25 protein-coding genes and 2 pseudogenes are annotated in these 26,314 nt (G+C 47.0%); 11 read left to right on the top strand and 16 right to left on the bottom strand.

Annotated features, from left to right (window positions below; all coding sequences use genetic code 11):
* Positions 1-6 precede the first annotated feature (6 nt).
* From trpA to leuC, 9 genes and pseudogenes are all read right to left on the bottom strand, one after another.
* Entirely contained in the window at positions 7-834 is an 828-nt protein-coding gene (gene trpA, locus EP181_RS04280) for a tryptophan synthase subunit alpha (protein ID WP_127470560.1), read from the bottom strand.
* Positions 835-903: 69 nt separating this feature from the next.
* Positions 904-2,109, bottom strand: coding sequence for a tryptophan synthase subunit beta (gene trpB / locus EP181_RS04275; RefSeq protein WP_127470559.1), 1,206 nt, complete (start codon positions 2,107-2,109; stop codon positions 904-906).
* A gap of 33 nt (positions 2,110-2,142) precedes the next feature.
* Complete coding sequence (locus tag EP181_RS04270) at positions 2,143-2,778, bottom strand: phosphoribosylanthranilate isomerase (protein WP_232023513.1); 636 nt, start codon at positions 2,776-2,778, stop codon at positions 2,143-2,145.
* Complete coding sequence (gene truA / locus EP181_RS04265; RefSeq protein ID WP_127470558.1) at positions 2,769-3,560, bottom strand: tRNA pseudouridine(38-40) synthase TruA; 792 nt, start codon at positions 3,558-3,560, stop codon at positions 2,769-2,771. Before truA ends, EP181_RS04270 begins: the two co-directional genes overlap by 10 nt.
* Before the next feature lie 3 nt (positions 3,561-3,563).
* Positions 3,564-4,586 (bottom strand): aspartate-semialdehyde dehydrogenase, encoded by a 1,023-nt coding sequence (locus tag EP181_RS04260; RefSeq protein ID WP_127470557.1) that lies wholly within the window; start codon positions 4,584-4,586, stop codon positions 3,564-3,566.
* A gap of 116 nt (positions 4,587-4,702) precedes the next feature.
* The gene (locus EP181_RS04255; protein WP_127470556.1) at positions 4,703-5,710 is read right to left on the bottom strand and encodes a M23 family metallopeptidase; all 1,008 of its coding nucleotides are present in this window, start codon (positions 5,708-5,710) and stop codon (positions 4,703-4,705) included.
* A gap of 3 nt (positions 5,711-5,713) precedes the next feature.
* Positions 5,714-6,801, bottom strand: a pseudogene (leuB, locus tag EP181_RS04250) (3-isopropylmalate dehydrogenase).
* Between the two features lie 52 nt (positions 6,802-6,853).
* Positions 6,854-7,495, bottom strand: coding sequence for a 3-isopropylmalate dehydratase small subunit (gene leuD, locus EP181_RS04245; RefSeq protein ID WP_127470555.1), 642 nt, complete (start codon positions 7,493-7,495; stop codon positions 6,854-6,856).
* A gap of 23 nt (positions 7,496-7,518) precedes the next feature.
* Positions 7,519-8,934 carry a 3-isopropylmalate dehydratase large subunit gene (leuC, locus tag EP181_RS04240; RefSeq protein WP_127470554.1) on the bottom strand — a complete coding sequence of 472 codons (1,416 nt, stop codon included), beginning with the start codon at positions 8,932-8,934 and terminating at the stop codon, positions 7,519-7,521.
* 120 nt (positions 8,935-9,054) lie between these two features.
* Here leuC and queE point away from each other — a divergent pair, with 120 nt between their 5' ends.
* The 7 genes and pseudogenes from queE (at position 9,055) to EP181_RS04210 (ending at position 15,212) form a co-directional block, all read left to right on the top strand.
* Entirely contained in the window at positions 9,055-9,699 is a 645-nt protein-coding gene (gene queE / locus EP181_RS04235) for a 7-carboxy-7-deazaguanine synthase (RefSeq protein ID WP_127470553.1), read from the top strand.
* A gap of 112 nt (positions 9,700-9,811) precedes the next feature.
* Positions 9,812-10,237: a TRAM domain-containing protein gene (locus EP181_RS12275; RefSeq protein ID WP_232023512.1), complete on the top strand. Its 426-nt coding sequence runs from the start codon at positions 9,812-9,814 to the stop codon at positions 10,235-10,237.
* Between the two features lie 167 nt (positions 10,238-10,404).
* A complete protein-coding gene (rlmD, locus tag EP181_RS12270) occupies positions 10,405-11,070 on the top strand; it encodes a 23S rRNA (uracil(1939)-C(5))-methyltransferase RlmD (RefSeq protein ID WP_232023511.1) in 666 nt (221 codons plus the stop codon).
* A 37-nt stretch (positions 11,071-11,107) separates the two neighbouring features.
* Positions 11,108-12,042 (top strand): annotated as a pseudogene (locus tag EP181_RS12850) (metal ABC transporter solute-binding protein, Zn/Mn family).
* A 73-nt stretch (positions 12,043-12,115) separates the two neighbouring features.
* Positions 12,116-12,913, top strand: a complete 798-nt coding sequence (locus EP181_RS04220; protein ID WP_127470552.1) for a metal ABC transporter ATP-binding protein — start codon at positions 12,116-12,118, stop codon at positions 12,911-12,913.
* A gap of 32 nt (positions 12,914-12,945) precedes the next feature.
* Entirely contained in the window at positions 12,946-14,286 is a 1,341-nt protein-coding gene (locus EP181_RS04215; RefSeq protein WP_127470551.1) for a metal ABC transporter permease, read from the top strand.
* Positions 14,283-15,212, top strand: coding sequence for a metal ABC transporter permease (locus tag EP181_RS04210; protein WP_127470550.1), 930 nt, complete (start codon positions 14,283-14,285; stop codon positions 15,210-15,212). Before EP181_RS04215 ends, EP181_RS04210 begins: the two co-directional genes overlap by 4 nt.
* A 57-nt stretch (positions 15,213-15,269) precedes the next feature.
* On the opposite strand, the gene EP181_RS04205 is transcribed toward EP181_RS04210, so the two are convergent.
* Entirely contained in the window at positions 15,270-16,064 is a 795-nt protein-coding gene (locus EP181_RS04205; protein WP_127470549.1) for an HAD family hydrolase, read from the bottom strand.
* 34 nt (positions 16,065-16,098) lie between these two features.
* Positions 16,099-17,070, bottom strand: a complete 972-nt coding sequence (locus EP181_RS04200) for a hypothetical protein (RefSeq protein WP_232023510.1) — start codon at positions 17,068-17,070, stop codon at positions 16,099-16,101.
* A gap of 105 nt (positions 17,071-17,175) precedes the next feature.
* Here EP181_RS04200 and EP181_RS11890 point away from each other — a divergent pair, with 105 nt between their 5' ends.
* A complete protein-coding gene (locus EP181_RS11890) occupies positions 17,176-17,340 on the top strand; it encodes a hypothetical protein (RefSeq protein ID WP_172959689.1) in 165 nt (54 codons plus the stop codon).
* 7 nt (positions 17,341-17,347) lie between these two features.
* On the opposite strand, the gene EP181_RS04195 is transcribed toward EP181_RS11890, so the two are convergent.
* Genes EP181_RS04195 through EP181_RS04175 form a run of 5 tightly spaced genes read right to left on the bottom strand, consistent with a single transcriptional unit; the run spans position 17,348 to position 22,322 of the window.
* Positions 17,348-17,554, bottom strand: coding sequence for a hypothetical protein (locus tag EP181_RS04195; protein ID WP_127470548.1), 207 nt, complete (start codon positions 17,552-17,554; stop codon positions 17,348-17,350).
* Complete coding sequence (kdsB, locus tag EP181_RS04190) at positions 17,548-18,324, bottom strand: 3-deoxy-manno-octulosonate cytidylyltransferase (RefSeq protein ID WP_197723394.1); 777 nt, start codon at positions 18,322-18,324, stop codon at positions 17,548-17,550. The genes EP181_RS04195 and kdsB overlap by 7 nt, the downstream gene beginning before the upstream one ends.
* A gap of 23 nt (positions 18,325-18,347) precedes the next feature.
* Complete coding sequence (locus tag EP181_RS04185; protein WP_127470546.1) at positions 18,348-18,548, bottom strand: Trm112 family protein; 201 nt, start codon at positions 18,546-18,548, stop codon at positions 18,348-18,350.
* Positions 18,549-18,550: 2 nt separating this feature from the next.
* Positions 18,551-19,630: a tetraacyldisaccharide 4'-kinase gene (gene lpxK / locus EP181_RS04180; protein ID WP_127470545.1), complete on the bottom strand. Its 1,080-nt coding sequence runs from the start codon at positions 19,628-19,630 to the stop codon at positions 18,551-18,553.
* Positions 19,631-19,682: 52 nt separating this feature from the next.
* Positions 19,683-22,322: a DNA internalization-related competence protein ComEC/Rec2 gene (locus tag EP181_RS04175; RefSeq protein WP_127470544.1), complete on the bottom strand. Its 2,640-nt coding sequence runs from the start codon at positions 22,320-22,322 to the stop codon at positions 19,683-19,685.
* Here EP181_RS04175 and EP181_RS04170 point away from each other — a divergent pair.
* The 3 genes from EP181_RS04170 to EP181_RS04160 all read left to right on the top strand — a co-directional run bounded on the left by EP181_RS04170 (position 22,306) and on the right by EP181_RS04160 (position 26,254).
* The gene (locus EP181_RS04170; protein ID WP_127470543.1) at positions 22,306-22,848 is read left to right on the top strand and encodes a DUF2062 domain-containing protein; all 543 of its coding nucleotides are present in this window, start codon (positions 22,306-22,308) and stop codon (positions 22,846-22,848) included. The genes EP181_RS04175 and EP181_RS04170 overlap by 17 nt on opposite strands.
* Positions 22,849-23,097: 249 nt before the next feature.
* The gene (locus EP181_RS04165) at positions 23,098-23,826 is read left to right on the top strand and encodes an ABC transporter ATP-binding protein (protein ID WP_127470542.1); all 729 of its coding nucleotides are present in this window, start codon (positions 23,098-23,100) and stop codon (positions 23,824-23,826) included.
* A 1-nt stretch (position 23,827) separates the two neighbouring features.
* The gene (locus tag EP181_RS04160) at positions 23,828-26,254 is read left to right on the top strand and encodes an ABC transporter permease (RefSeq protein WP_127470541.1); all 2,427 of its coding nucleotides are present in this window, start codon (positions 23,828-23,830) and stop codon (positions 26,252-26,254) included.
* The last annotated feature ends 60 nt before the right edge of the window (positions 26,255-26,314 follow it).

Below are 26,314 nucleotides of genomic sequence, written 5' to 3'. Positions count from 1 at the left end.
TCAATCTTAATGCGCTTTTAATGCGTCTGCACGGTCGAGCGCATCACGAAATTCTGTCATTTTTTCACCAATGGCCAATTCAATGTCATACAAGCCATGCGCCTCATTCGCTTCAATCAAATTTACTAAGGCTGAACCGACAATCACGGCATCCCCGACTTTGGCCATTTCAAAAGCCGTTTGGCCATTATTAATGCCAAACCCTATGCCAATGGGTAAATCTAATTTTGTTCTTAACGCATTTACTTGGTCAGAAACGGCATGAGTATTCAATTCGCTCGACCCCGTAACCCCTTTTAATGAAACGTAATACACAAAACCACTGCCTTTTTGATTCACAGCATTTAAACGACCGTCTGGCGTGGTTGGCGACACCAAAAACACTCTGTCTAAGCCATCGGCTTGCAACGCTTGTAAATAACCTTGCGACTCTTCGGGAGGCATGTCCACGGTTAATACTCCGTCTACACCCACCGACTTAGCCGCATGAGCAAATGCTTCATAGCCTTGAGCTTCAATGGGATTTAAGTAGCCCATCAATATAATAGGCGTGCGGCTATTTTTTTCACGGAATACCCGCACAAACTCCAGCACATCGTCCAAACTAACGTTATGACGCAATGCACGCTCAACCGCCTTTTGAATGACCGGGCCATCGGCCATAGGATCTGAAAAAGGCACACCCAACTCAATAATGTCTGCACCCTTTTCAACCAATAAATGCATTAAGGCCACAGTGGCGTTGGGTTGTGGATCACCGGCGGTAATGTAAGGAATTAACGCGGTTTTATGCGCCGCTTTTAACGCCGCTAAGGTAGTTTGAATTCTGCTCATAAACATTCTCTTAAAATACACAGCATGCACTAATACCGAGTTAACTTTAACTCGCGCGTAGGTGTCAATTTAAAACTTAAACCCTTCGATTTGGGCGATAGTATTCATGTCTTTATCACCACGGCCTGATAGGTTAATGATAATAATTTGATCTTTTGCCATAGTTGGCGCCAATTTGGTGGCGTAGGCTAAAGCGTGACTCGACTCTAACGCCGGAATAATACCTTCAAACCGAGTTAAATCTCTAAAGCCTTGCAAGGCCTCTTCGTCATTTACCGCCACGTAATTAACACGTCCAATGTCTTTTAACCAAGAATGCTCAGGACCAACACCAGGATAATCCATACCAGCGGATATTGAATGTGTGCCGCTGATTTGACCATTTTTATCTTGAACCAAGTAAGTGCGATTGCCGTGCAATACACCAGGTTTACCTTTGCACAAGGGCGCTGCGTGCTGATCAGTATCTAAACCATGCCCCGCTGCCTCTACACCATAAATTTTTACACTGTCATCGGGCAAAAACTTGTGAAACAGTCCAATTGCGTTAGAACCACCGCCTACGCACGCCATAATGGCATCGGGTAAACGGCCCTCTTTTTCTAATATTTGCGCGCGCGCCTCTTGACCAATCACCGCCTGAAAATCACGCACCATCGCAGGATAGGGATGCGGCCCGGCTACCGTACCAATAATATAAAAGGTGTCGTCAACATTGGTTACCCAATCACGCATAGCCTCGTTTAAAGCATCTTTTAGCGTTCTTGTTCCCGACTGAACCGCCACCACCGTTGCACCCAGCATTTTCATGCGTGCTACGTTGGGCGATTGTCTAATCACATCGTCCGCCCCCATATAAACCACACACTCCAGACCCAGACGAGCCGCAATGGTAGCACTTGCTACGCCATGCTGACCTGCGCCTGTTTCTGCAATAATACGAGTTTTGCCCAACCGTTTAGCCAACAAAGCTTGGCCAATAGTGTTGTTAATTTTGTGCGCACCCGTGTGATTTAAATCTTCGCGTTTCAAATAAATTTTAGCGCCACCCAAGTGCTCAGACCAACGCTTTGCGTGGTACAAAGGGGTAGGACGTCCCACATAATCACGTAAATCATCGCTGATTTCTGTTAAAAATGCCGGGTCATGCTTTACGCTTTCATATTCTTGGTTAAGCTGCTCTAACGCCGCCATAAGAGTTTCAGGTGCAAAAATACCCCCATAAGGTCCAAAGTGCCCGTTTTTATCCGGAAATTTTGCATAATCAATCGTCATTTTATCCGCATCCTTTGTATTTAACTCTTAACCCTAGCGCATTGCCACTTGTTGCATAAACTGCGTTATTTTTTGTCCCGATTTTACACCTTTACTCTCTTCAACCCCACCACTCACATCAACCGCCCAAGGTTTCACTTGAGCAATAGCGTTTGCAATATTGCCGGGCTCTAAGCCACCGGCCAAAATAATTGGTTTAGGAAAACAAGCTGGCACCCAAGACCAATTAAACTGCTCACCAGTGCCGCCTGGCACACCTTCTTTGTACGCATCCAATAATAAACCCGCACTCAAATCATACGCGTGAGCAATCTGAAGTAAATTGGTGTCGGCTTGCATGCGAATGGCTTTTATATAACTTAAGCCAAACTGCTCACAAAAAGCGGGGGATTCATCCCCGTGAAACTGTAACAAATCAATTTTTACCATCCGCAATACGTCTTGAACGTACTCAACCGTTGGATTTACAAACAGTGCCGTTTTCGTTACAAACGCTGGTATTGCTTGGGCAATCTTTTGCGCCTGCTCTATAGTGACGTGGCGAGGACTGGGTTCATAAAACACCAAACCAATTGCATCTGCCCCACTTGCAGCCACCATCAACGCATCATCAATTGATGTAAGACCGCAGATTTTAACACGAGTTCGCATCAATTCACTCACTGCCATAAGACTTCATTCAAAGAAACACGCTCAATACCACATGCGTCGGGATACAGTGCATTAACAAAATACAGTCCGCAAGCCGGTGCAGTGGGTGCGGCTTGGGTGCGATCTAACTTTGCCAAAACCTCTGCCAACCACTCAATACCCACTGCACCTTTTCCCACTTGAAGTAAACTGCCCGCAATGTTGCGCACCATGTGATGCAAAAACGCATTCGCCTGAACATCAATAAATACAAAATCACCTTTACGGCTAACGGTCACCCACTGCACTTCACGTCGAGCATGCGTAGATTGACAGGTTGACGCTCTAAACGAAGAAAAATCTTGCTCACCAATCAACGCTTGCGCTGCTTGGTGCATGGCGTTAGCATCTAAGGGTGTTTTCTCCCACGTCACTCGATTGAACAGTACTGCCGAGTGAACTGGACGGTTGTAAATAACATAACGATATTGCCGAGCAACGGCCGAAAAACGCGCATGAAAATCATCAGCCAGATTGGTGTTTACCCAACCTACTCTAATGTCGCCAGGTAGATGAGTATTTACACCCTGCAACCAAGCGCGATTAGGACGTATAACAGTAGTTTCAAAATGCGCTACTTGACCCAACGCGTGCACGCCAGTGTCGGTTCGCCCTGCACAATGCACGCTAATGGGCGTAGCGGCAATGGCGCTAAGCGCCTGCTCTAAATGACTTTGCACTGAGGCACAATGTTGTTGACGTTGCCAACCACAATACTGTGTACCCATATACTCAACACCGAGTGCAATGCGCTTATTCATTAATTATAAATAGTCTTTAATTAACACTTCGGCGATTTGTACGGTATTGGTAGCCGCACCTTTACGAACATTGTCTGCAACTACCCAAATATTCAAACCATTTTCAGTTGAAATGTCTTCACGAATTCGCCCAACATACACCGGATCAGTATTGGCCGCATCGCTCACTGCTGTTGGATAGCCTCCGTCAACATGCTCATCAATCAATACAATCCCTGGAGCATTACGCATTAACTCTTTGGCTTGCTGTGCCGTAATTTTGCGTTCAGTTTCAATGTGTACCGCTTCGCTGTGGCCAAAAAACACGGGCACACGAACTGCAGTTGGGTTAACCAAAATACGTTCATCGCCCATAATTTTTTTGGTTTCCCACACCATTTTCATCTCTTCTTTGGTGTAGCCATTGTCCATAAACACATCAATTTGCGGAATGCAGTTAAAGGCAATTTGCTTAGGGTACACATTGCATTCAACCGACTTCATGTTCAGTAAATTGGCTGTTTGCTTTGCCAACTCTTCAATGGCTTCTTTGCCCGTGCCCGACACCGCTTGATACGTGGCTACGTTAATACGTTTAATACCCACCGCGTCATAAATAGGCTTTAAGGCCACCAACATTTGAATGGTTGAACAGTTTGGGTTAGCGATAATACCGCGATTTTTATAATCGGCAATGGCGTGTGGATTAACCTCTGGTACCACTAACGGAATATCATCGTCGTAGCGAAATTGTGACGTGTTATCAATAACCACACAACCTGCCGCGGCCGCCTTGGGTGCGTAAATGGCTGATACACTAGCGCCGGGCGAAAATAAGCCAATTTGCGCTTTAGAAAAATCAAAGGTTTCAAGATCTAAGACTTCGATCCACTGTCCGTTAAATTCAACCTTTTTACCCGCAGAGCGACTGCTGGCTAAAGGATATAATTTTCCCACTGGAAATTTGCGTTCTTCTAATACCTTTAAAATAGTTTCGCCAACCGCACCAGTTGCACCAACCACGGCCACATCGTATAACTTGGTCATTTTATTCCCTTTAATCTTAAACTTAATCTAGCGTAAACCTTTAAACGGTCATAACGCCCAATATTTATTTTTTTATATTGAGACCTCTGCACAAAGTGAGGTGCAAAGCTTTTAATTTATTTGACAATTAACAACGGACTTTTAAAGGCCAGTCGGGTTTGCATATGGGTTACACGATTTTCCACAAATTGATTTAAACCATGCCATGGGACATCTTTCACTTCATTTAATACAGTATCAAAGTTTGTTAACGTCCACTCTCCAAACGGTGAAGGATCTATACGTCGCTCAACAAACACCACTTCGTAATGTAAATGCACCCCAGATGAACGACCGGTATTACCCATCTCACCAATTTTTTGACCCTTACGAACGTAATCGCCCACTTTTACAACAGATCGTTTAAGGTGACCATAGCGCGTTTCAAATCCATTAGCATGCATGATAGTGACTAAATTACCAAAACCAGAACCTTCACTAAAGTTTGAAAAATCAACTAAACCATCTGCAGTGGCTAAAATATCGTCTCCACGTTCGCCCCGATAATCTAACCCGCTGTGCATTTGTCTTAAGCCGGTAATGGGGTGGGTTCTAAAACCAAATGAGCTACTAATCCCCTTAAACTCAGCCAATGGATGACCATTTGGCACCATAGACAACATATACACTTTAGCGGCATGACTCATGCCATTCCATTTTTGGGCGACTTCACTCGCACTGAGAGCGGCGGCTTGTTGATCCAATAACGCCTCTAAACTCTGGCGTTGATTAAGTGGCCGAGCCTGTACCTCATCAATATGAGCCTCAACATCCATTGATGAATCACGCGCTTCAAATGAAAACCTCTTAGCAATAAAGTGTTTATCAATGCTGGCAGTGTCAGAAGCGGTTTTGGTCAAATTATGACCTTTAGCGACCGTTGAGTTTGTCAATAGGGTTGTATCATCTGGCACCTTAAGCCCAGGTAATAATTTGCCGTGTTCGTGCTCATTATTTAAAAAGCTCGCAGTGGTCTCTTGCCACTTTGACGACACACCACCATCCCACACCAGCATACCCACTAACAAAGAAGACAGTGCGATGGCTTGCCATGAGTTCGTTAAAAAACGCTTTGCCAACATCATAAACTACAGCGCCGCGACGACCGCTTCACCCATTTGACTGCACGATACCTTGATCATACCCTCCGAGAAAATATCCCCCGTACGCAAACCTTGGTCTAATACATTGGATACGGCGTTTTCAATCTTAACCGCCAAATCTTCACGCCCTAGGCTATAACGTAACATCATCGCCGCCGACAAATTGTGGCCAAAGGGTTGGCTAGGTTCTTACCCGCAATATCCGGTGCCGAACCATGGCTTGGCTCGTACATGCCTTTGTTATTGGCGTCGAGTGAGGCCGACGCCAACATACCAATTGAACCGGTCAGCATAGAAGCTTCATCCGACAAAATATCGCCAAACATATTACCCGTCACAATCACGTCAAACTGCTTGGGACGCAACACCAATTGCATGGCGGCGTTGTCAACGTACATGTGTTTTAACTCGACTTCTGGGTAGTCTGCCGACACTTCAATCAGCACTTCGCGCCACAACTCGGTCACTTCTAGCACATTGGCTTTGTCGACCGATGTAAGTTTTTTGTTGCGCTGCATGGCGGCTTTAAAGGCCACGTGGGCGATGCGTTTAATTTCAGATTCACGATAAACGTAAGTGTTAAAGCCTTCACGCTCGCCGTTTTCTAACATTCGCACACCGCGAGGCTGTCCAAAATAGATGCCGCCGGTAAGCTCACGCACAATCAAAATATCTAAACCCGAAACAATTTCGGGCTTTAAGGTCGAAGCCGCCGCCAACTGTGGAAACAAAAACGCCGGGCGCAAATTGGCAAACAACTGCATTTCAGAGCGCAAACGCAACAACCCTTTTTCGGGACGCACAGCAATGTCCAAAGACTCCCACTTATAACCGCCAACCGCGCCCAACAACACCGCATCGGCGGCGTGTGCTTTGGCCATGGTCTCATCGGCTAAAGGCACGCCGTGAACATCGTAAGCAGCACCGCCCACCAAATCTTCGGTAAGCGCGATGTCTAAGCCATCATTTTTTACTAAAGCGTGTAACACTTTAACCGCTTCGGCCATAATTTCAGGGCCAATGCCGTCACCGGGTAATACTAATATTTGTTTTGTTTGCGAATGTGTTGTCATGTAAAAACTCTTAAATTTACTTAAATTTGTGTGTCTAATGAATGGGCTGTATTTAAGCACCCACCAACCATGGAGCGGTTTTTTTCTTTTGCGCTTCAAATGCCGCAATGGCATCGGCGTGCTGCAGTGTTAAGCCAATGTCGTCCAAACCGTGCAATAAGCAATGACGTCTAAAACTGTCAACTTCAAAGGCAATTACCTCGCCATTAGGCTTCACGATTTGCAACGCTTCTAAATCAACTGTAAGCACATACCCCTCTTGGCCAAACACCTCGTTGAACAAACCATCAATCATTTTTTCATCGAGCACGATGGGAATAATGCCATTTTTAAAACAGTTGTTATAAAAAATATCGGCAAAACTTGGGGCAATCACCACATCAAAACCGTAATCTTTTAACGCCCACGGCGCGTGCTCACGACTTGAACCACAACCAAAGTTTTCACGGGCTAATAAAATCTTTGCCCCCGCATAGCGCGCTTGATTTAAAACAAACTCTTTACGCAATGGGCGGTGTGAATTATCCGAATCGGGTTGGCCTTCGTCTTCATAACGCCACTCGTCAAATAGGTTTGGGCCAAACCCTGTGCGTTTAATCGACTTTAAAAACTGCTTAGGAATAATCGCATCGGTGTCCACATTGGCGCGATCCATTGGGGCAACAATTGCGGTCATTTTAATAAACTTATCCATTTTTACTCTCCTTGACCGCGTGGTTATAAATAATCACGAACATCCACAAAATGACCGGCAATGGCCGCTGCGGCCGCCATTTGCGGGCTAACCAAATGCGTTCTACCGCCAGCACCCTGTCGTCCTTCAAAGTTACGATTGGATGTGGAGGCGCAATGTTTACCCTCGGGCAAACGGTCGGCGTTCATGGCTAAACACATAGAACAACCTGGGTTGCGCCATTCAAAACCAGCGTCCATAAAAATCTTATCCAAACCTTCTTGCTCGGCTTGCAATTTAACCAGGCCTGATCCGGGTACCGCCAACGCTAATTCAACGCTGTTGGCAATTTTTTTGCCTTTTAACACGGCCGCTGCCGCGCGCAAATCTTCAATGCGCGAATTGGTACACGAGCCAATAAAGACGTATTGCGCTGGAATGTCTTTAATGGCCATGTCGGCTTTAAGCCCCATGTAATTTAGCGCGCGACGAATGCCACTGGCTTTTACCGCATCGGTCTCTTTGTCTGGATTAGGCACAAAGCCGTTTACGTCCATTACCATTTCGGGCGAAGTGCCCCACGACACTTGTGGTTGAATGCTTGAACCATCCAACTCTACTACTTTGTCAAACAGGGCATCCGCGTCCGAATGCAAATCTTGCCAAGAGGCCACTGCAGCATCCCACTGCTCGGCGGTTGGCGCTAAAGGACGACCTTTAACGTATTCTATGGTTTTTTCATCCACCGCCACTAAGCCTACGCGCGCTCCGGCTTCAATCGCCATGTTGCAAACGGTCATACGTCCTTCAATAGACATATCGCGAAACACTTGCCCGCCAAACTCGATGGCGTGGCCATTACCACCGGCCGTACCAATTTTACCGATAATGGCCAAAACCACATCTTTTGGCGTGACACCCGATTGCAATTGACCGTCGACTCGAATCAGCATGTTTTTCATTTTCTTTTGCAGCAAACACTGCGTGGCCAAAACGTGTTCTACCTCAGAAGTACCAATGCCGTGCGCTAACGCCCCCAATGCGCCGTGCGTGGCCGTATGCGAATCACCACACACTACGGTCATGCCCGGCAAGGTAGCGCCCGCTTCTGGCCCCACCACATGCACAATGCCCTGACGCGAATCGCCCATGGCGTATTCGGTAATGCCAAATTCACGTGCGTTCATACCCAAGGTAACCACTTGAATACGCGACACAGGGTCGGTAATGCTTTCAACACCGCCGGTTAAATCGGTGGTGGGCACGTTATGGTCTGGCGTCGCCAAGTTGGCGTTAATGCGCCACGGCTTGCGATTGGCCATGCGCAGGCCTTCAAAAGCTTGCGGTGAGGTGACTTCGTGCAGCAATTGACGGTCTATATAAATTAACGCAGTTCCATCGTCTTCTTGACGCACCACGTGCGCATCCCACAATTTATCGTATAACGTTTTGGCTGACATAGCTGACCACCTAAAATCAAAATAGTCCAAAATTATATCATTTCAAAACCCCATCTAACAATCTAAAGGGTAAAATAGCCGCCACAAGCGTTTTCAAACCCCGTAATTTAAAGGCGATGCATGAGTTATTCAGTTAAAGAAGTTTTTTACTCATTACAAGGCGAAGGCTTTCACAGCGGACGTCCGGCTATTTTTTGTCGAATGAGTAAATGCAATTTATGGACAGGACGCGAAGCCGACCGAGCTACCGCCATTTGCCAGTTTTGCGACACCGACTTTATTGGCACCGATGGCCAAAACGGCGGCCGTTTTAAAACCGCTCAAGCCCTGACTAAACACCTGTTAACATTTTGGCCGCAACCCAGCCAACAAGCGCCTTTTGTGGTGATTACCGGCGGCGAACCTTTATTACAAGTAGACGATGCACTCATTTTAGCGCTGCACGCGCAAGGCTTTGAAATTGCCGTTGAAACCAATGGCACCTTAGCGGCAGTGCACGATATTGATTGGCTGTGCGTAAGCCCCAAAGCCAACGCGCCGCTGCTTTTAACTCAGGGTCAAGAGCTTAAACTGGTGTACCCGCAACCCAACTTACTGCCCGAAAAAGTGGCGCATTTAAACTTTGCACATTTTTATTTACAACCCATGGACGACCATGACCCCGCCGTAAGTCAACGCAACATTCAAGAGGCCGTGCGCTATTGTTTAGCGCACCCACAGTGGAAACTCAGCTTACAAACCCATAAGATATTGGGGATTGATTAGGCTAAACCTGATAAAAAACCAATAAAAAACTATTTTAACCAGGCCTGGTCAATTCATTTTGACGCTGTTTACATTACCAATCAACGCACCACAACCTTTAAAGCAGACCACCATGACGCACCTTAACCAAACTTTAACATCACTCACCATTGAGGGCTTAAGTCACGACGGTCGCGGCATTGCCCGCTTTGAAGGCAAAGCCATTTTTATTAGCGACGCAGTACCCGGCGACGTAGTCAACGCCAAAGTTCGCGTGCAAAGCGACCAATACGACGAAGCGCAATTGCTGTCTATTATTGAACCTTCACCACAACGTGTTGCGCCATTTTGCGCGCATTACGCGCAATGCGGTGGCTGTCAATTACAGCATTTAAGCATTGAAGCCCAACGTTTTTGGAAAAACCAAAACTTTATCACGCGCCTTACCCAAGCGGTTGACAGCACCCACGCCCACATCGCCGAGCCCATTTTTGGCCAAGACCAAGGCTATCGTCGTCGCGCGCGCCTGGGCTTAGCCATTAGCAAAAAGACAAAGTAGCGCGCTTAGGGTTTAGACAAAAAGAGTCGGTTGAACTGGTCGATATTGAGCACTGCCCCATTCTTAGCGCAGAGCTTAACCAAGCCATTCAAGCCCACAAACCCCAACTGTTAGAACAAGCCAGTCGCGCTTACAAAGAAATTAACATCGCCCAGGGCGACAACGGCGTGTTTGGACTCGCGCCCAGCGAACAAATCCCTCACTATCGTTTAAATGAATTAACGCTTGAGTTTTCAGCCGACGGCTTTATTCAAATTAATGGCGAACTCAATGCGCGCCTGGTCAACCAAGCAATCGACTGGCTCAAGCTCACGCCAAACGATACGGTGCTAGATCTTTTTTGCGGCATTGGCAACTTTACACTGCCCATTGCGCAACACGTAAAACAGGTAATAGGCGTTGAAGGCGAAAAACCATTGGTGACCAGAGCGCAACACAACGCCCAACTTAATAAAATGAATAACGCCACATTTCATAAAGCCGACCTGTTTACCGATGTAGAACAAATGCCGTGGTTTTACAAAAAAACCTACCAAAGTGTATTATTAGACCCCGGTCGTCAAGGGGCGTTTGAGCTGTGTAAAATACTGGGACAACTGAACGCGCCCATTATTGTTTATGTGTCGTGCAACGCCGCGACCTTAATTCGCGACATTAAAGAGCTTGAAAAACAAGGTTACCGTTTAACCCAAGCAGGCCTGGTAGACATGTTTGCCCACACCACTCACGCCGAAGTGATGGTGCAACTTACCCGCACGGCAGAAAAAAAACCACTCGGTAAAAAATCGCAAAATGCACAAGGCAAGAAAAATCGCCCCGTGTTTAAAATTTAACCCGATTCAATAACCCGCTTTAACATAGGAACTGACCATGAACGCCTGTTTTACCTGTGCCACACGCACTACTTTATTAAGGTTATTGTTAGCAGGCCTGGTGACTTTATTTGGCTCAAACGCCTACGCCAGTCCAACCACAACCGCTCCCCTTAACATTGTCACCACCACCGCCATGATTGCCGACCTGGTGCAAAACATTGGCGGCAAACACGTTACCGTTACCGCATTGATGGGCTCGGGCGTAGACCCGCACCTTTACAAAGCTACTCAAGGCGATTTACGCCGTTTAAGCCAAGCCGACATTATTTTTTACAACGGCTTAATGCTTGAAGGCAAAATGCAAAGCTTATTTGAAAAAATGGCTCAAAAAAACCAGTGTTTGCCATCAGCGACACTCTTGAAAAAAGCCAACTCTTGTTTCACGATGGCCATCCTGACCCTCACATTTGGTTTGATTTAGCCTTGTGGCACCAAGCAGGCCTGCGCGTTTTAGCGCATCTTCAGCAACAAGACCCCAACAACAGTGCCGTCTATCAAACCCAAGCCAACACTTACCTCGGCAATATGACCGAGCTTAACGACTGGATTAAAGCCCAAATCAATCAAATTCCGCCCGCGCAACGCGTGTTAATTACCGCACACGACGCTTTTGGTTATTTTGGTCAAGCATACGGACTTAAAGTACTTGGTTTACAAGGGGTTAGCACGGCATCCGAATTTGGATTGCAAGATTTAAAACGTTTAAAAGACCTTATTATGGCGCAAAATATTAAAGCCGTTTTTATCGAATCCAGCGTGTCGCCGCGTTTAATTCAATCATTAGTTGAGGGCAGTCGCGCCGAAGGCCATGCCTTGCAAGTTGGGGGCGAATTGTATTCCGATGCTATGGGCTTAAGTGGCACGCCCAGCGGCACCTACTTTGGCATGGTTAAGCACAACGTCACCACCGTAGTACAAGCCCTAAAATAAACACATTAAGAATTTAGTCGCTTGTACATCAATTCATCTCAACTCAACTTAACTGAACCCAAAAGGTAACACTATGTCGCAAACGCGCCCCGCCATTGCGCCCCTAAAGGTCGAAAACTTAAGCATGCGCTATCAACACAAACCAGTGTTAACCGACGTAAGTTTTGAAATCCCACAAGGTAAAACCATTGCTATTGTAGGCCCAAACGGAGCGGGTAAATCGACTTTACTAAAAGGAATCATGGGGTTAGAGCCACTGACTGAAGGAAAAGTGCAATTTTTTGGCGAACCCTTAGCACAAAAGCGTTTGGTTACGGCCTATGTGCCACAGCGTGAAGAAATTGACTGGGATTTTCCCATTAATGTGCTAGACGTAGTTTTAATGGGGCGCCACGGTCAACTTAAATTTTGGCAAAGACCGCGTCTTGAAGACATTCAAATTGCCGAACAAGCACTCAAAGATTTACAAATGTGGGACTTTAAAGACCGTCAAATTAACGAACTGTCAGGGGGTCAACAACAACGGGTATTTTTAGCGCGCGCTTTGGCACAACAAGCCTGTTTATACTTAATGGACGAACCGTTTGCGGGGGTAGACGTTACCACTGAAAAAGCCATTATTGAGCTGTTTAGCACGTTAAAAGCACAACAAAAAACCATTGTGTGCGTGCATCACGATTTAAATACCGTGGGCGAATATTTTGATTGGATTATTTTCATCAATGCCCGATTAATAGCCTGTGGTCCAGTTGAAACCGTGTTAACCAAAGACAACCTCAACAAAACCTACGGCGGGCGTTTGTCGCTATTAAACGATTTAACCCAAGAGATGTACCGCACCAAACTAAACACCGTTCACGATGAGCAATAAATTATTAACAAAACCACTAGGAGCATTCGCCCATGCCCCACTTTGAACTGCTAAACAGCCCGTCCGTATGGCAAAGCTTGACCCACTTTTGGCGTTTTGACGACATGAACGTAGTATGGGTATTAGCCGGCAGTATGCTACTGGGCATAAGCGCCTCGGTTATTGGTGGTTTTGCGCTGTTACGTAAACGTGCCTTAATTGGCGATGCCTTAGCACACGCAGCCTTACCTGGGGTGATGATGGCTTTTTTACTGTTGCAAACTCGCGACCCCTGGGTGATGTTATTGGGAGCGATGATAAGCAGTTTTGTAGGGTTTTACCTCATTGACTGGTTGCCCAAGCACACCAAAATTAAAGCCGATGCCGCCCTGGCCATTACCCTTTCGTTCTTTTTTGCCTTGGGGCTTATGTTGTTGTCGTATATTCAAGGCTTAGAAGTTGAAAACAAAAGTGGCTTAGACAAAATTCTTTTTGGTCAAGCCGCCGCTATGACACGCGACGACATCAACCTTTTATTGGCTGTGACCATTTTTGTGCTTATTAACGTGGTGATGTTTTTTCACAAATTACGTTTAATTGCCTTTAACCGCCAATACGCCCGTACCTTGGGTGTCAACGTCACCGGTTACGAATTGCTGCTGGCGTTACTGATTGTGCTGGCTGTGGTGGTAGGCTTACAATTGGTGGGCGTGGTTCTTATGGCCGCCGTTCTGTTAACACCTGCGGCGGCTGCACGATTTTGGAGCAATCAATTGGCGCGTATTTTAATGATTGCTGCCGCTCTAGGCGCCATCAGCGCTCTGGTGAGCACGCACATTTCATATTTAGCACCCGCCATGCCCACCGGACCGTGGATGGTGGTCAATCTTGCTTTGCTATTCTTTATTTCGCTCTTGTTTGCCCCCTACAAGGGTCTGCTCAATCGCGCACTCCAACGACGCAGGCTTGGTCGCAAAATAGCCAAAGAAAATGTATTAAGAACACTCTATAAGCTATTAGAAAGAAACGACTTTAAAGATTCTTTATTTCATTACGCTGAAATCCAAGCGCAACGAAGTTTAGAATTAAACACCCTTAAACACACGCTTAACTTATTGGCAAAAAAAGGCTTGGTACACGTCACATCCAACGGCATTGCCTTAACCCCTGCGGGATTAGAACAAGCCGCGCTGCTTACCCATCGACATCGTTTATGGGAAAACTACCTTAATCAAGAAGTGGCTCTAAACGGGGCGCAAGCCCACAAACAAGCCGAACGCATTGAGCATATTTTAACCGATGCACAAGCCAATCAAATCGAATACGACATGGGCATCAGCGCCGAAAAAACACTCAGCGCACCGATGATTACGCCTAAGGGAGTAAATGTATGATGTACGATCTTTGGATTGTCGCCACCGCCGCCTTAGTGGCCGCGTCTTGTGCGCTGGTGGGCGTATTTTTAATTTTACGCCGCCAAGCATTAATGGGCGACGCCATCAGTCATTCGGTGTTACTGGGTTTGGTCTTGGCATTTTTAATCACCGACAGCCGCTCCCTGCCCGTGATGCTTACCGGCGCGGTGTTTATTGGCTTATTAACCGCTTGGTTAAGCGACAGCTTGCAAAGGGTTGGCAAGCTGCAAAGCGATGCCAGTATTGGCATTGTCTTTACGCTGTTTTTTTCAATTGGGGTGATTTTAGTGTCGCTGTACAGCGGCCAAATTGACTTAGACCAAGAGTGCGTCTTATACGGTGAAATTGCTTTTATACCGTTTGATACCATCACAATTGGTGCTTTAAACACCTTAAAAAGCGACGTTGCAAACCAGGCCACTTATTGGGACATTGGCCCGCGCGCCTTTTGGAGCATAGCTGTGGTGTTTGGCGTGGTATTAACGTCGATTCTGATAGGGTTTTCGCGCCTTAATGCGGTGGCATTTCATCCCGCATTGGCCATCTCTTTGGGTATTAACGTAGTGTTTTGGCATTACTTTTTAATGACGCTGGTGTCGCTCACCACTGTGGCCTCGTTTGATGCAGTGGGCGCAATTTTGGTGGTCGCGTTGTTGGTGATTCCCGCCAGTACCGCGTATTTAATAGCTCGTTCGCTCAAGCAAATGCTGTGGTTGGCGGTGGGCTTTTCGCAAATGGCGGTGATTTTAGGCTACGGTTTGGCTTTTTGGCTCGACAGCGCCATATCCGCGTCTATTGCGGTCAGCGCAGGCGGATTATTGTTTGCCACTATTGCGGTGCAAAAATGGCAACTCTCTCGTCAAAAGCAGCAGCCCTTTAATACGCCCGCCAATGAATCCATTTAACACACTTAAAAACGCCTTAAAAAACCTTAAAATACGTTTGACCAGGCCTGGTTAAACTTACAAATTAAAATAGTCTGTTAAATAACACGCCACACCGTCTTCGGCGTTGGAGCGTGCTATTGGGGCATTAGGCAGCAACGCTTTTACCACCGGTACGGCGTTGTCCATCATCACGGGATGCCCTACCAACGCCAACATTTCTTTGTCGTTCATGCCGTCGCCCAGCACCATCACATCCGCAGGATTAATGCCTTTTAGCGCCAACAATTTGGCTAACGCATGGCCTTTAGACACTCCAGCGTTCATCACTTCTAAATATTCGGGCGAGGTAAAGGTAATCATTAATTGCGAACCCAACTGAGCGCGTAATTGTTGCTCTAACGGCACCAAAACAGCGTGATCGGCGGTAAAGTAAATTTTATCAATGAGCTGCAATGCCAAGCGGCCAAAGTCGGTTTGCTGGTACTTAAACCCCGATTCGGCGTGCAAAGCCAATAGTTCAGGGTGCGGCTCTTCTACCAGCCAAAGGTCTTGTTGGTAGAGATTGCGATGAATGTCAAAGCCCGCCGACAACGCCAACACCTTGGCCACTAAGGGTTCGGGAATGTGGTCTTCGTACAACAAAGTGCCGCACGCTTTATGCACCCGCGCACCGTTAGAGGTAATGAGGTACATGGGCACTTGCAACTGCTTAGCCAACAAATACACGTCTTGATAATGCCGTCCAGTGGCCAACATAAATGGCACGCCACTCTTTACCAGGCTTTGCACGGTAGCAATGGTTTTAGCGGTTAACCTGTGTTTTGGGTTTAACAGTGTGCCGTCTAAATCGGACACCACTAATTTAAGCATGGCAAGCTCCGCATGCGTGTTAAAAAAATACCGATTATTTTTTGCGCGACATGGCTTGATAAAAACCCAAAGCAAAAATAATTAACGCCACGCCTATAATTAAATACAACGCGTAGAGCATTTGCGAATAATCGTTAATGGCGATTTTAAACACCACCATCAGCGCCTCAATCGACAAGGCCACAATAATAGCGATTAAAAACTTAGCCAGCAAACGGCTGTCGCCTTTTTCGTCTTCGGCGTAGTTCTTAAAAAACACCTCGCGTTCTAAAATGGTTTTGGCCAAATCAAAAATGGCCAAACCCAAAGTGAGCGACACAATGGGTTTAAAAATTTGCTCTAAGCTCAAGGTTTTGTCGGTCAATAGATGATTCACGTATTCAAAAATAGCGTAGCCAATCGCCAGCAAAGCAAACAACATGAGCAAGCCGCCCACCAAAATGTAAAAGCCTTTGAGCACCTTGTTAAAGTTTTCATGCAGCTCCACCAACCCCAAGCGGGTTAACAGTACCGACACTTCAAAATCAATAAACACATTGCATTTTGGGCCTTCAATCATCACCGTCACACACAACTCACCACTGGCCGAGCTCACGTACGGCACACTGATGCAAAAACCTTCTTCTAGCGTGGTTAACTTGCGTTTTAAGTAACTGCGGTCGCGCCCTACCGCCCCGGTGTCCATGGTTTTGCGCCCAATATTAGGCGTGATTTGCAGCATGTTTTTATCGACACCGTAAATCAGCTCCATCGACGGAAAGGGGGTAAACAGCGCCTGAAAATCTTTTTCGGTAAAGTCGGTCATGCCACCCATGTTTTTAAGACTTTGCAGCACAAACTGCTCAATCTCATCTTGGTGTTCTTTATAGACCTTTAAAAACTCTTGCATCGTAAAATCCAGCTTAATTAAATGATTAGAACGTTTTAAAGCGCAATACGTTCCATCGGGGGCTTTTAATTGGATTTTCAAACAGATAGATAAATAAATAGGCCATAACACGGCCATCACATCGCATAAAATAGCCTATTAACGTGCATTAACTTAACGTCACTTGCACCAAAACAGACTTAACCAGGCCTGGTCAAAACAATTTATAAAAGGAAAACAACTGTGTGGATTGAACATATTGGTACGATTGCGATGGGATTTTTTGTGTTTTTGATTGCGGTGCATTTTGGCCTGCACCTTTGGTTTAAATGGCAACGTATAAAACAAACGCGGTTAAAATCGATGGCCAAACCGCCCATCAATACAGAAGATAAAGCGTCCTCTTAAAAAGCATTTAATGCGATGCCTGACCCGTCAAAGCGTAATACAGTGCATAGCCCCCGTAGCTGACCAGCACCACCAAACTTAATAAAGTGATGGGACGTAAGCCTTTTTCTTGAACCAAAATGCCTTGTTGCGCCAATTTGCGCTGTCGCAGTTTGTGTTTAATTAACCAGTAAAAAAAATATGCAATCCCGGCAAGGGTTAAATATTTCAGCATACCGCACCGGTTTTATTTGCCATTAATGCCCTTACTTTATCCAAATCGGCTTGGGTGTCAACGCCCACTCCCGCATGACAAAGCGCGTCTAACACCAAAATTTTTTCACCGTGCCACAATACCCGCAACTGCTCTAACTTTTCTACTTGTTCTAACGCACACTCTGGCCAGGCCACATATTGTTTTACAAACGCGGCGCGGTACGCGTACAAACCAATGTGGCGTTTATACGCCCAATTACTGGGCAATACCGGCGGCTGCGTGTTAAACGTATCACGCGACCAGGGCAAAGGTGCACGGCTAAAACTAATGGCGCGACGCGCAAAATCCACGCTCACTTTAACCGAATTGGGGTTAAACACCGTTTCAACATCGTTAATGGGTTCGCACAAGGTGGCCATCGAAATCTCGGGGTGGGCGGCCAATCCATCGGCCACTTGATGAATTAACTCGGGCGGCAACATAGGTTCGTCGCCTTGCACATTGACAATAATTTCATCGCCCCCAAGCTTTGCCAAATCAATCACCTCAGCAATGCGTTCGGTACCCGACTGATGGTGCGCACCGGTTAAACACACCTCGGCACCAAAGGCTTGGCACACCGCTTGCACGGCAAGCGATTCGGTGGCAATAATAATGCGACTGGCACCCGATTTTTGCGCTTGACGCCACGTCCACTCAATCATGGGTTTGCCGTGAATGTCCATTAACGGCTTACCGCTTAAACGGCTGGATTCAAAACGGGCGGGAATAATAACGGTAAAGGCCATAATAATAGGTTCTACAATAAGTTCTACGATTTAAGTGCGCGATAGTGTTCAACGTCTTGCGCGGTTAATATGCGAGCTTCGTCTTCCAATAAAATGGGAATCCCATCGCGTACCGGATAGGCCAAATGTGCGGCGGTCGAAATAAGTTCATGGCTGTTTTTATCAAACAACAATTTGGTTTTACTCACCGGACACACCAAAATTTCTAGTAACTTAGGATCCATTATCAGCTCTCTTTTAAAGTTGTCTTGGGTAAAATGCGCGCTAAAAGCGCCGTCATTAAAGCCTCATCGGCCTGTGGATTAACGTCCAAATACCACCAATGCGTTTTTTGACCTTGTTGCGCTAAAGCATGGCATTTTACCGCATCTTTCTGCGTCATAAGCAAAGGTTTTTCATCGTCAATGGCCTTAAAATCGTGCGCGGTGTAGGCGTAATGATCGGCAAAGGGTTGGCAGGTGGCGTTAATGCCCAACTGGTTTAAGCTTTCAAAAAACCGCTGAGGGTTGCCAATACCCGCCACCGCGTGCACTTTACCTGCCTTAATAGGCGTGGCATAACGCGCTAAAAACTCAGCTATTGACAGCCATTGACTGGGGTTTTGCACCTGTCTAAAACCACTGGGCACCAGGGTCATAGTATATTGCGGTGCATTAATGGTTAGCGCATTAAATGCATTTAATGCAACTGGGTTTTTAGGCACACCACCATTCCACACCAGATAATCTACGCTGTTTAAACGGGTTAAAGGCTCGCGCAATGGGCCCGCCGGCAAGCAATAACCGTTGCCAAACTGACGTTGCGCGTCGACCAAAACAATTTCGAGGTCGCGTGCCATCGCAAAATGCTGCAGTCCATCGTCACTGATGATGACGTCCACCGGCGCGTGGCTCTCTAACCACTCTACCGATTGATTGCGTTTGGGCGACACCACCACCGCGCAGTTTAATGGATGTAATTGCTTGGCCAGCAATACCGGTTCATCGCCCACCCAAATAGGGTCGCTTTCTGGCGTAACCACTATAGGCCACTGTTTAGCTTGACCGCCGTAACCGCGACTTATCACCGCCACAGTCAGTCCATGTTGGTGCAAGCGCGTTGCCAGCCAAACAATAAAGGGAGTTTTGCCCGTGCCACCCACCACCACATTGCCCACGACAATAACGACACTTTGCGTGCGCTTAAGCGGTGGGTTATGTTTAAAATCACGTAATCGACGTTGCGCGATCCAGCAGACTATTACGCTTAACGGAACAAGTAAACGGGTGGGCAACTGCCGATTCATCCAAAAACTAGGCCAACTCATTGTCTTTTATGTCCCTCTTTTTACCTGTGTACGGCGCTTATTTAAGACTAAACTACTCAAAAAAAACGCCTTTTTGAGTGTCTAAACACGCGTGATGATACCATTTACGCTGAGTTTTTCGCGACTCTTGCACTTCCAACGCACCTAATTCAAAGCGCACCGCCCCCGAGCACGCTGTATTAAACCAACGAATATTGCGCGAACCAATACGCTCAACCGTTTGAACATTAGGAAAGTTAAACCGATTTAAATACCCTGCCGAAAACACCACGGTGTGCGGATTTACCCTATGCAGCCAATCGCTAGAAGTAGAATGTTTACTGCCATGATGCCCCGCCACAAGCCAACCCGCGTGTAACAAGTGCGCAGTTTCTGGGCGTGTGCCGGCCTCAACAGAATGTGTGGCCAACAGACGTTTTTCGCCCGCGGTGCTTAAATCGCCTGGAATCAAGACAGAATTAACCCCTTGCCCCACTTTAAGCACGCACGACAAGTCATTATCGGATCTTAATCCGCTCTCTAAATCGGCCTTAAACGGCGACCACATTGTAAAATCAACGCCATCAACCGACCAGGCCTGGTGTGCCAGACAGGGTTTAAATATGGCATGATTTGCTTGCATGGGCGCAGCTTTTGGTAACGCATGTTTAATGTTTAACACCTCAGCTTGCCCACTTAACAGTTGATTAATTGGCAGACTGTCTAACAAGGTTTGTACGCCTCCGGCGTGATCTAAATCGCTGTGACTGATAATAAGCGTGTCTATTTTTGACCAGTTTTGCGCCCGAAGATAGGGCAAAATAGCCATTTTAGCCCCGTCCATGGTATCGCCCCACTTGGCACCGGTGTCCACCACCGTAACATGATGCTGGGTTTCAATCACCACGGCCTGCCCTTGACCCACGTCCAACACCGTGACCCAGGCCTGGCCAAAATGCGGGCGTTTAACAAAGGGGTCACTTAACACCCCGCCTAACCCCAGCACAAAGGCCAGTAACGCCGTCCATTTAAGCGCAGGTTTGGTGAGCACAACGCCTAAAAGCAGTAACGCGTACAGCCCCAGCATGCCCAAAAACGACAGCGCACCATTGCGCCAATTGCTGTGGGGTAACTGGGCTAACAACTCCAAAAACCACCATAAGCCACCCCATACCACATCCAATTGCGCCACCCAAAACTGCGCCCATTCCACTGAGATAACGCTCAGTAAAGCAATGCCAAATAAGGCGGGTAAACCCACAAAGCTAACCAGTGGCACGGCCAATAAATTGGCCAAAAAACTGTAAATAGGCAAACTGCTAAACGCCCAAATTAACGCGGGTGCTAACCCTAAAGTAAGTACGGTTTGTATTTTTAAAAAACCATATAACCCACTTAACCACCTTAGAACTTTACCCATTTGGGTATTAGCAGCTTTATTATTATCAAGTTGAGGTTGACCAGGCCTGGTTAAACTCACAAAAATTAATACCACGGCTCCAAACGACAACCAAAACCCGTAACTCAACACAGCCCGAGGATCCCACATCACCACCAGCAAAGCGGCCATGGCCAAAACTTGCCAACGCTGAAAACGGCGTTGCAAAAGCAAAAAACCCAAAATAGCCACCACCATAATCCAAGCTCTTTGGGTGGGAATAGCCGCGCCAGACATGGCTAAATAGGCTGTTGCAAAACCCACAGAGAACACCAAACTCAACATGGGCAAATCCATGCCAGTCCATCGGTAAGCCCATATTTGCCATAATCCTTTGGCCAACAATATTCCAAGAAATGCCACCAAGGCCATGTGCAAACCCGAAATAGCCATTAAATGAATCGTTCCTGTGCTTTGAAGCAGCGTCCAATCACTGGGTTCAATAGCCGAGTCGTCGCCATACAACAAGGCTTTATACACGCCTTGATACGGACTGTGCGCCAAGGTCATGCTTAAATGCTCGGCCATTGAAGCGCGCCAACTCCACACTCCCCAATCGTCTATTCGCTTTGCGTAGTGGTCATTAATGGGGGAGAGGTCTTGCACCTGACTTTGTGCATTTTTGGGTGACTGGCCTTGCACATAGCCTTTGGCGCTTACATACTGCCCAAACAACCAGCGTTCGTAATCCATTCCTGCAGGGTTAATGGCCGCATGATTAGACGACAACTTAACCTTAAACTGCCAGGTTTCGCCTAATTTGGGTGCCAAAAATGCCACGGTATCGGCTTGCGTTTGATACCAATTAATAATCAAAATAGGTTTTAAACCTGACCAGGCCTGGTCAGGTTTAAAATTTAAAGGAATTGTACTAATTGAATTAAGCGCCATGGTCATACGAACTCGGCGCTTTTGAGTGCCGTTTAAATTTAAATTAGTCAGCTCCGGCAGCTCGATGATTTGCCCCGATACCATCACCGATTGATTCAAAAATTCGGGTGCCACATTCGGTTGAAAAAAAGACTGCCAAAACACCCACGTCCCGCCTATAATAAAACCCAAAAAAATGTTGTAAAGTGCCATGGTTAACCTTGAATAACCGAGCGTCAAGCGGCTTTTAAAAGGTTTAAGCCAAATCATAGACCCCAATACAATGCTTAACAACAGCCCCAGCAAGCCCACCCAAACCGGTGGAAAACTAGGCATTTGAAAAAACAGAATAATGGCGCTAATCCACGCCAAAACAAAAAGAATAAACATGCCTAGAAAATTCATTAAGCGTTACCTTCCTACACCAGAAAAAATCAAGTCCATGAAAGGGTTAGGGTTTTTAGGCACTTGGCTGCACAATCCAGCACTGTGGCACCTGCATCGCCACAGTGTGGCTAAAGCTTTTTTTATTGGCCTGTTTTGGATGTCCATTCCCATTCCCTCGCAAATGCTGTTTGCCGCACTGGCGGCAATTGTGTTTCGTGCTAACTTGCCTTTAAGTGTTGCATTAGTATGGATAAGCAACCCACTGACCATGCCGCCTATTTTCTACTTTAATTACACAATAGGTACGTATTTATTAGGGCAAAAAACCGATGAATCCATTGATTTTGAACTCAGTTGGCATTGGATAATCAACGTGCTGGGCGATTTATGGCAACCGCTGTATTTAGGCAGTTTTGTGGTGGGTGTGGTGCTGGCGTTTGTCGCCTATTTTACAATCAACCTTGTGTGGCGCTGGCATGTGGTTAAAAGCTGGCAAGAACGCATTGCCGCACGCAAACGCAAAAAAACCGATACCTCTCTATAAACAACTCTAAGCAATCATACGCGGTTATGAGCAGTTATAATTAGTAATAAGCAATTATAAGCAGTAATAAACATCTTATAACCACCGCCAACAAAATCTACCCGTCTTTTTAGGATTATTTAAAAAATTATCTTAAAACAAGCCTTTCGCCAAATCTCCCCCAAATCCTAAGCCAGACAGGCTTAGAAAGCCTTAGCCTAACCTGGATTTGCTATACTAAAACTCAATCCATGCTCGGTAAGTCGCCTCATGACTCAACACACCAACCCTGCTCAAACCGCGCTTTTTACCCTAAAGAGCGTCACCAAAGTCTATCAAATGGGACAGGTTGAGGTCGTGGCATTGCAAGGCATTGATTTAACCTTATATCACGGTGAGTTTGTGGTCATTTTAGGCGCATCGGGCAGTGGCAAATCCACGCTTTTAAACATTTTGGGCGGCCTTGACTCACCCACCACCGGCCAAGTTTGGTATGGCCTGCAAAATTTAGCCGCCGCCGGCCAACCGCAACTTACCGACTATCGGCGGTTTGATGTGGGCTTTGTGTTTCAGTTTTACAATCTTATTCCCAGCTTAACCGCGCTCGAAAACGTGGCCGTCGTCACCGAAATTGCCCACAACCCCATGCCACCGCAAGACGCTTTAGCCAAAGTGGGATTAAGCCATCGGCTGAATCATTTTCCGGCGCAACTTTCGGGTGGCGAACAGCAACGGGTTGCTTTGGCGCGTGCGTTGGCCAAAAACCCCAAGGTGTTGTTGTGCGACGAACCCACTGGCGCGCTCGATTCGCACACGGGCGTTCAGGTATTGGAGGCCTTACAAGGCATCAATAAAACCTTGAGCACCACCACCATTATCATTACCCACAACGTAAGCATGGCGCAAATGGCCGACCGCGTTATTCACATGGCCGATGGCCAAATCACCCACATTGCGGTCAACGCAACGCGCGTGGCTGCCCAACAAATACGCTGGTAACATGCGCGCGCTTAATTTAAAAATAGGCCGGCAACTCTGGGGCATGCGCTTGCAAGCCCTTGCAATTGGGCTAGTGATTGCCAGTGGTGTGGCCATTTTTATTATGTCGTTAAGCACCTACGATTCACTGTTCGAAACCCGCGAACGCTATTACCGCGACCACCATTTTGCCGATGTATTTGCCGATTTAAAACGCGCCCCACTGTCGCTGGTGCAACGCATTCAAGCCATTCCGGGTGTGCAAACCGTACAAACTCGCGTCATCAGCTACGTTAATTTAAGCCTAAAAGACCACTCAAAACCCATCAGCGCGCATCTAATCTCGTTAGACAGTTCGGCGTCGGACGAATTAAATCAACTCTATTTGCGTCAGGGTCGTTTTATTGAGGACATGGCCAGCACCGAGGTCATTGTGAGCGAAGAATTTGCCCGCGCTCATCGCTTAAGCACGGGCGACACGCTCAGCGCCACCATTAATGGCCATCGCAAAACGCTTACCCTGGTGGGCACCGGTTTATCGCCCGAATACATTTACCAAATTGCCCCAGGTGCCATGTTTCCAGATTACCAAAGTTACGGTGTTTTGTGGATGGCACGCGCGCCCTTAGCCAGTGCATACGACATGCAAGGCGCGTTTAACAATGTCACCTTAACGCTCAGCAAGCAGGCCAATACCCAAGCGGTCATTGATCGCTTAGACACTCTGCTAAAACCCTATGGCGGCCAAGGTGCTTACGCGCGCAAAGATCAATTGTCCAACCGTTTTTTAAGCGCCGAGTTGGGACAGCTCAAGGTAATGGCACACGTTTTTCCGATTATTTTTTTAGGCGTTGCCACCTTTTTACTTAACGTGGTGATTAGGCGTTTAATGGCGTTAGAGCGCCAACAAATTGCCGTCCTAAAAGCCTTTGGTTACAGCTCATGGGCACTTGCGGTGCATTACAGTAAACTGGTGGTGCTTATGGTAAGCCTGGGCACGTTGCTCGGCATTGCCCTTGGCGCATGGATGGGGCACGCCATGAGCCAACTTTACATGGACATTTACAGCCTGCCCTACATGCACTATCAACTTAAACCCATATTAATAGTATGGGCGGTATTCATCAGCTTAGGGGCGGCCGTAATAGGCACCATTATGGTCGTTACTCGCGCCGCGCAACAACCGCCCGCGCAAGCCATGCACGGCCAAACCCCCACACTTTATCGGGCAACGCTTATCGAACGTTTGGGGCTGCAAAACAGCTTATCGCAACCCACGCGCATGATTTTTAGGCACCTTGAACGTCGGCCATTTAAAGCCTTGCTGACCGTATTAGGCATTAGCATGGCGTGCGCCATTATGATGGTGGGTGGGTTTCAAGAAGGTGCTATCAACAAAATGATTGAGGTGCACTACACGCTAAGCCAACGTGAAGACTTTAAAGTGCTTTACACCGAACCCAGCGCCACAACCTCACTGCACTCTATTAAAAGCCTGCAAGGCGTGCAACAAATTGAAGGCTTTCGCAGCGTAATGGCTAAAGTAGAGTTTGCCCATCGCCACTACACCACCGCACTCACCGGACTGGAACACAACGGTGATGCCGGGCAACACAATATGGGGTTATTTAGACTGCTTGACCAACACCTTAACCCCATCACCTCTAAAACCTTTAACCCACTGGAAACCCTGCAAACGCCCGCCATTAGCGCCACGGGCGTTATCATCACCGACCATTTGGCCGCGTGGCTGCACATTAAACCCGGCGACATGCTCACCGTTTATGTATTAGAAGGTCGGCGACCTACCCTACAAATTCCGGTGATTGGCACCATTAAAGAGTACCTTGGGTTAAACGTTTATTTGCCGCGCCACCACCTAAACCGACTGCTGCGCGAAGGCGACGTGATATCGGGCGCGCGACTCAAAGTGGACAGTGAACATCAAGCGCAACTGATTCAAACCCTTAAAGGCTGGCCAAAAATTGTCAGCGTGACCGAGCAATCTTCGGCCATTAAGGCTTTTTACCAAACCATGGACGACACCATTTTATTTTTCACCTTTATTACCACCCTTTTGGGTGCCAGCATTGCGTTTGGCGTTATTTACAACAGTCTGCGAATTGCGCTGTCCGAACGGCAGCACGAATTGGCCAGTTTAAGAGTATTAGGCTTTTATAAACACGAAGTGGCCTACATTTTATTGGGCGAGCACGCCCTGCTCACCCTACTGGCGATTCCGCTGGGGTTTTTAATTGGCGTTGGACTGTGCCACTATTTGGCCATGCAATTTGCAAGCGACTTATACCGAATTCCGCTGGTGCTTGATGCCCAAGTGTACGCCTTTGCCGCGTTGGTGGTAATAGGCTCATCCCTGTTATCGGCGTTACTCATTTGGCGTAATTTAAGCCAACTGGATATGGTAAAGGCCTTAAAAGCCAACGAATAAAAACTGACTGAATAACTGAACGAATGAATAAAACAGAAGATAATAAAGAGAATAAGGAAC

The organism is Thiomicrorhabdus aquaedulcis, assembly GCF_004001325.1.
Taxonomy (GTDB): Bacteria; Pseudomonadota; Gammaproteobacteria; order Thiomicrospirales; family Thiomicrospiraceae; genus Thiomicrorhabdus; species Thiomicrorhabdus aquaedulcis.
Note: the sequence above shows the minus strand (reverse complement) of the source record. Positions and strands in the feature narration are given on the sequence as shown.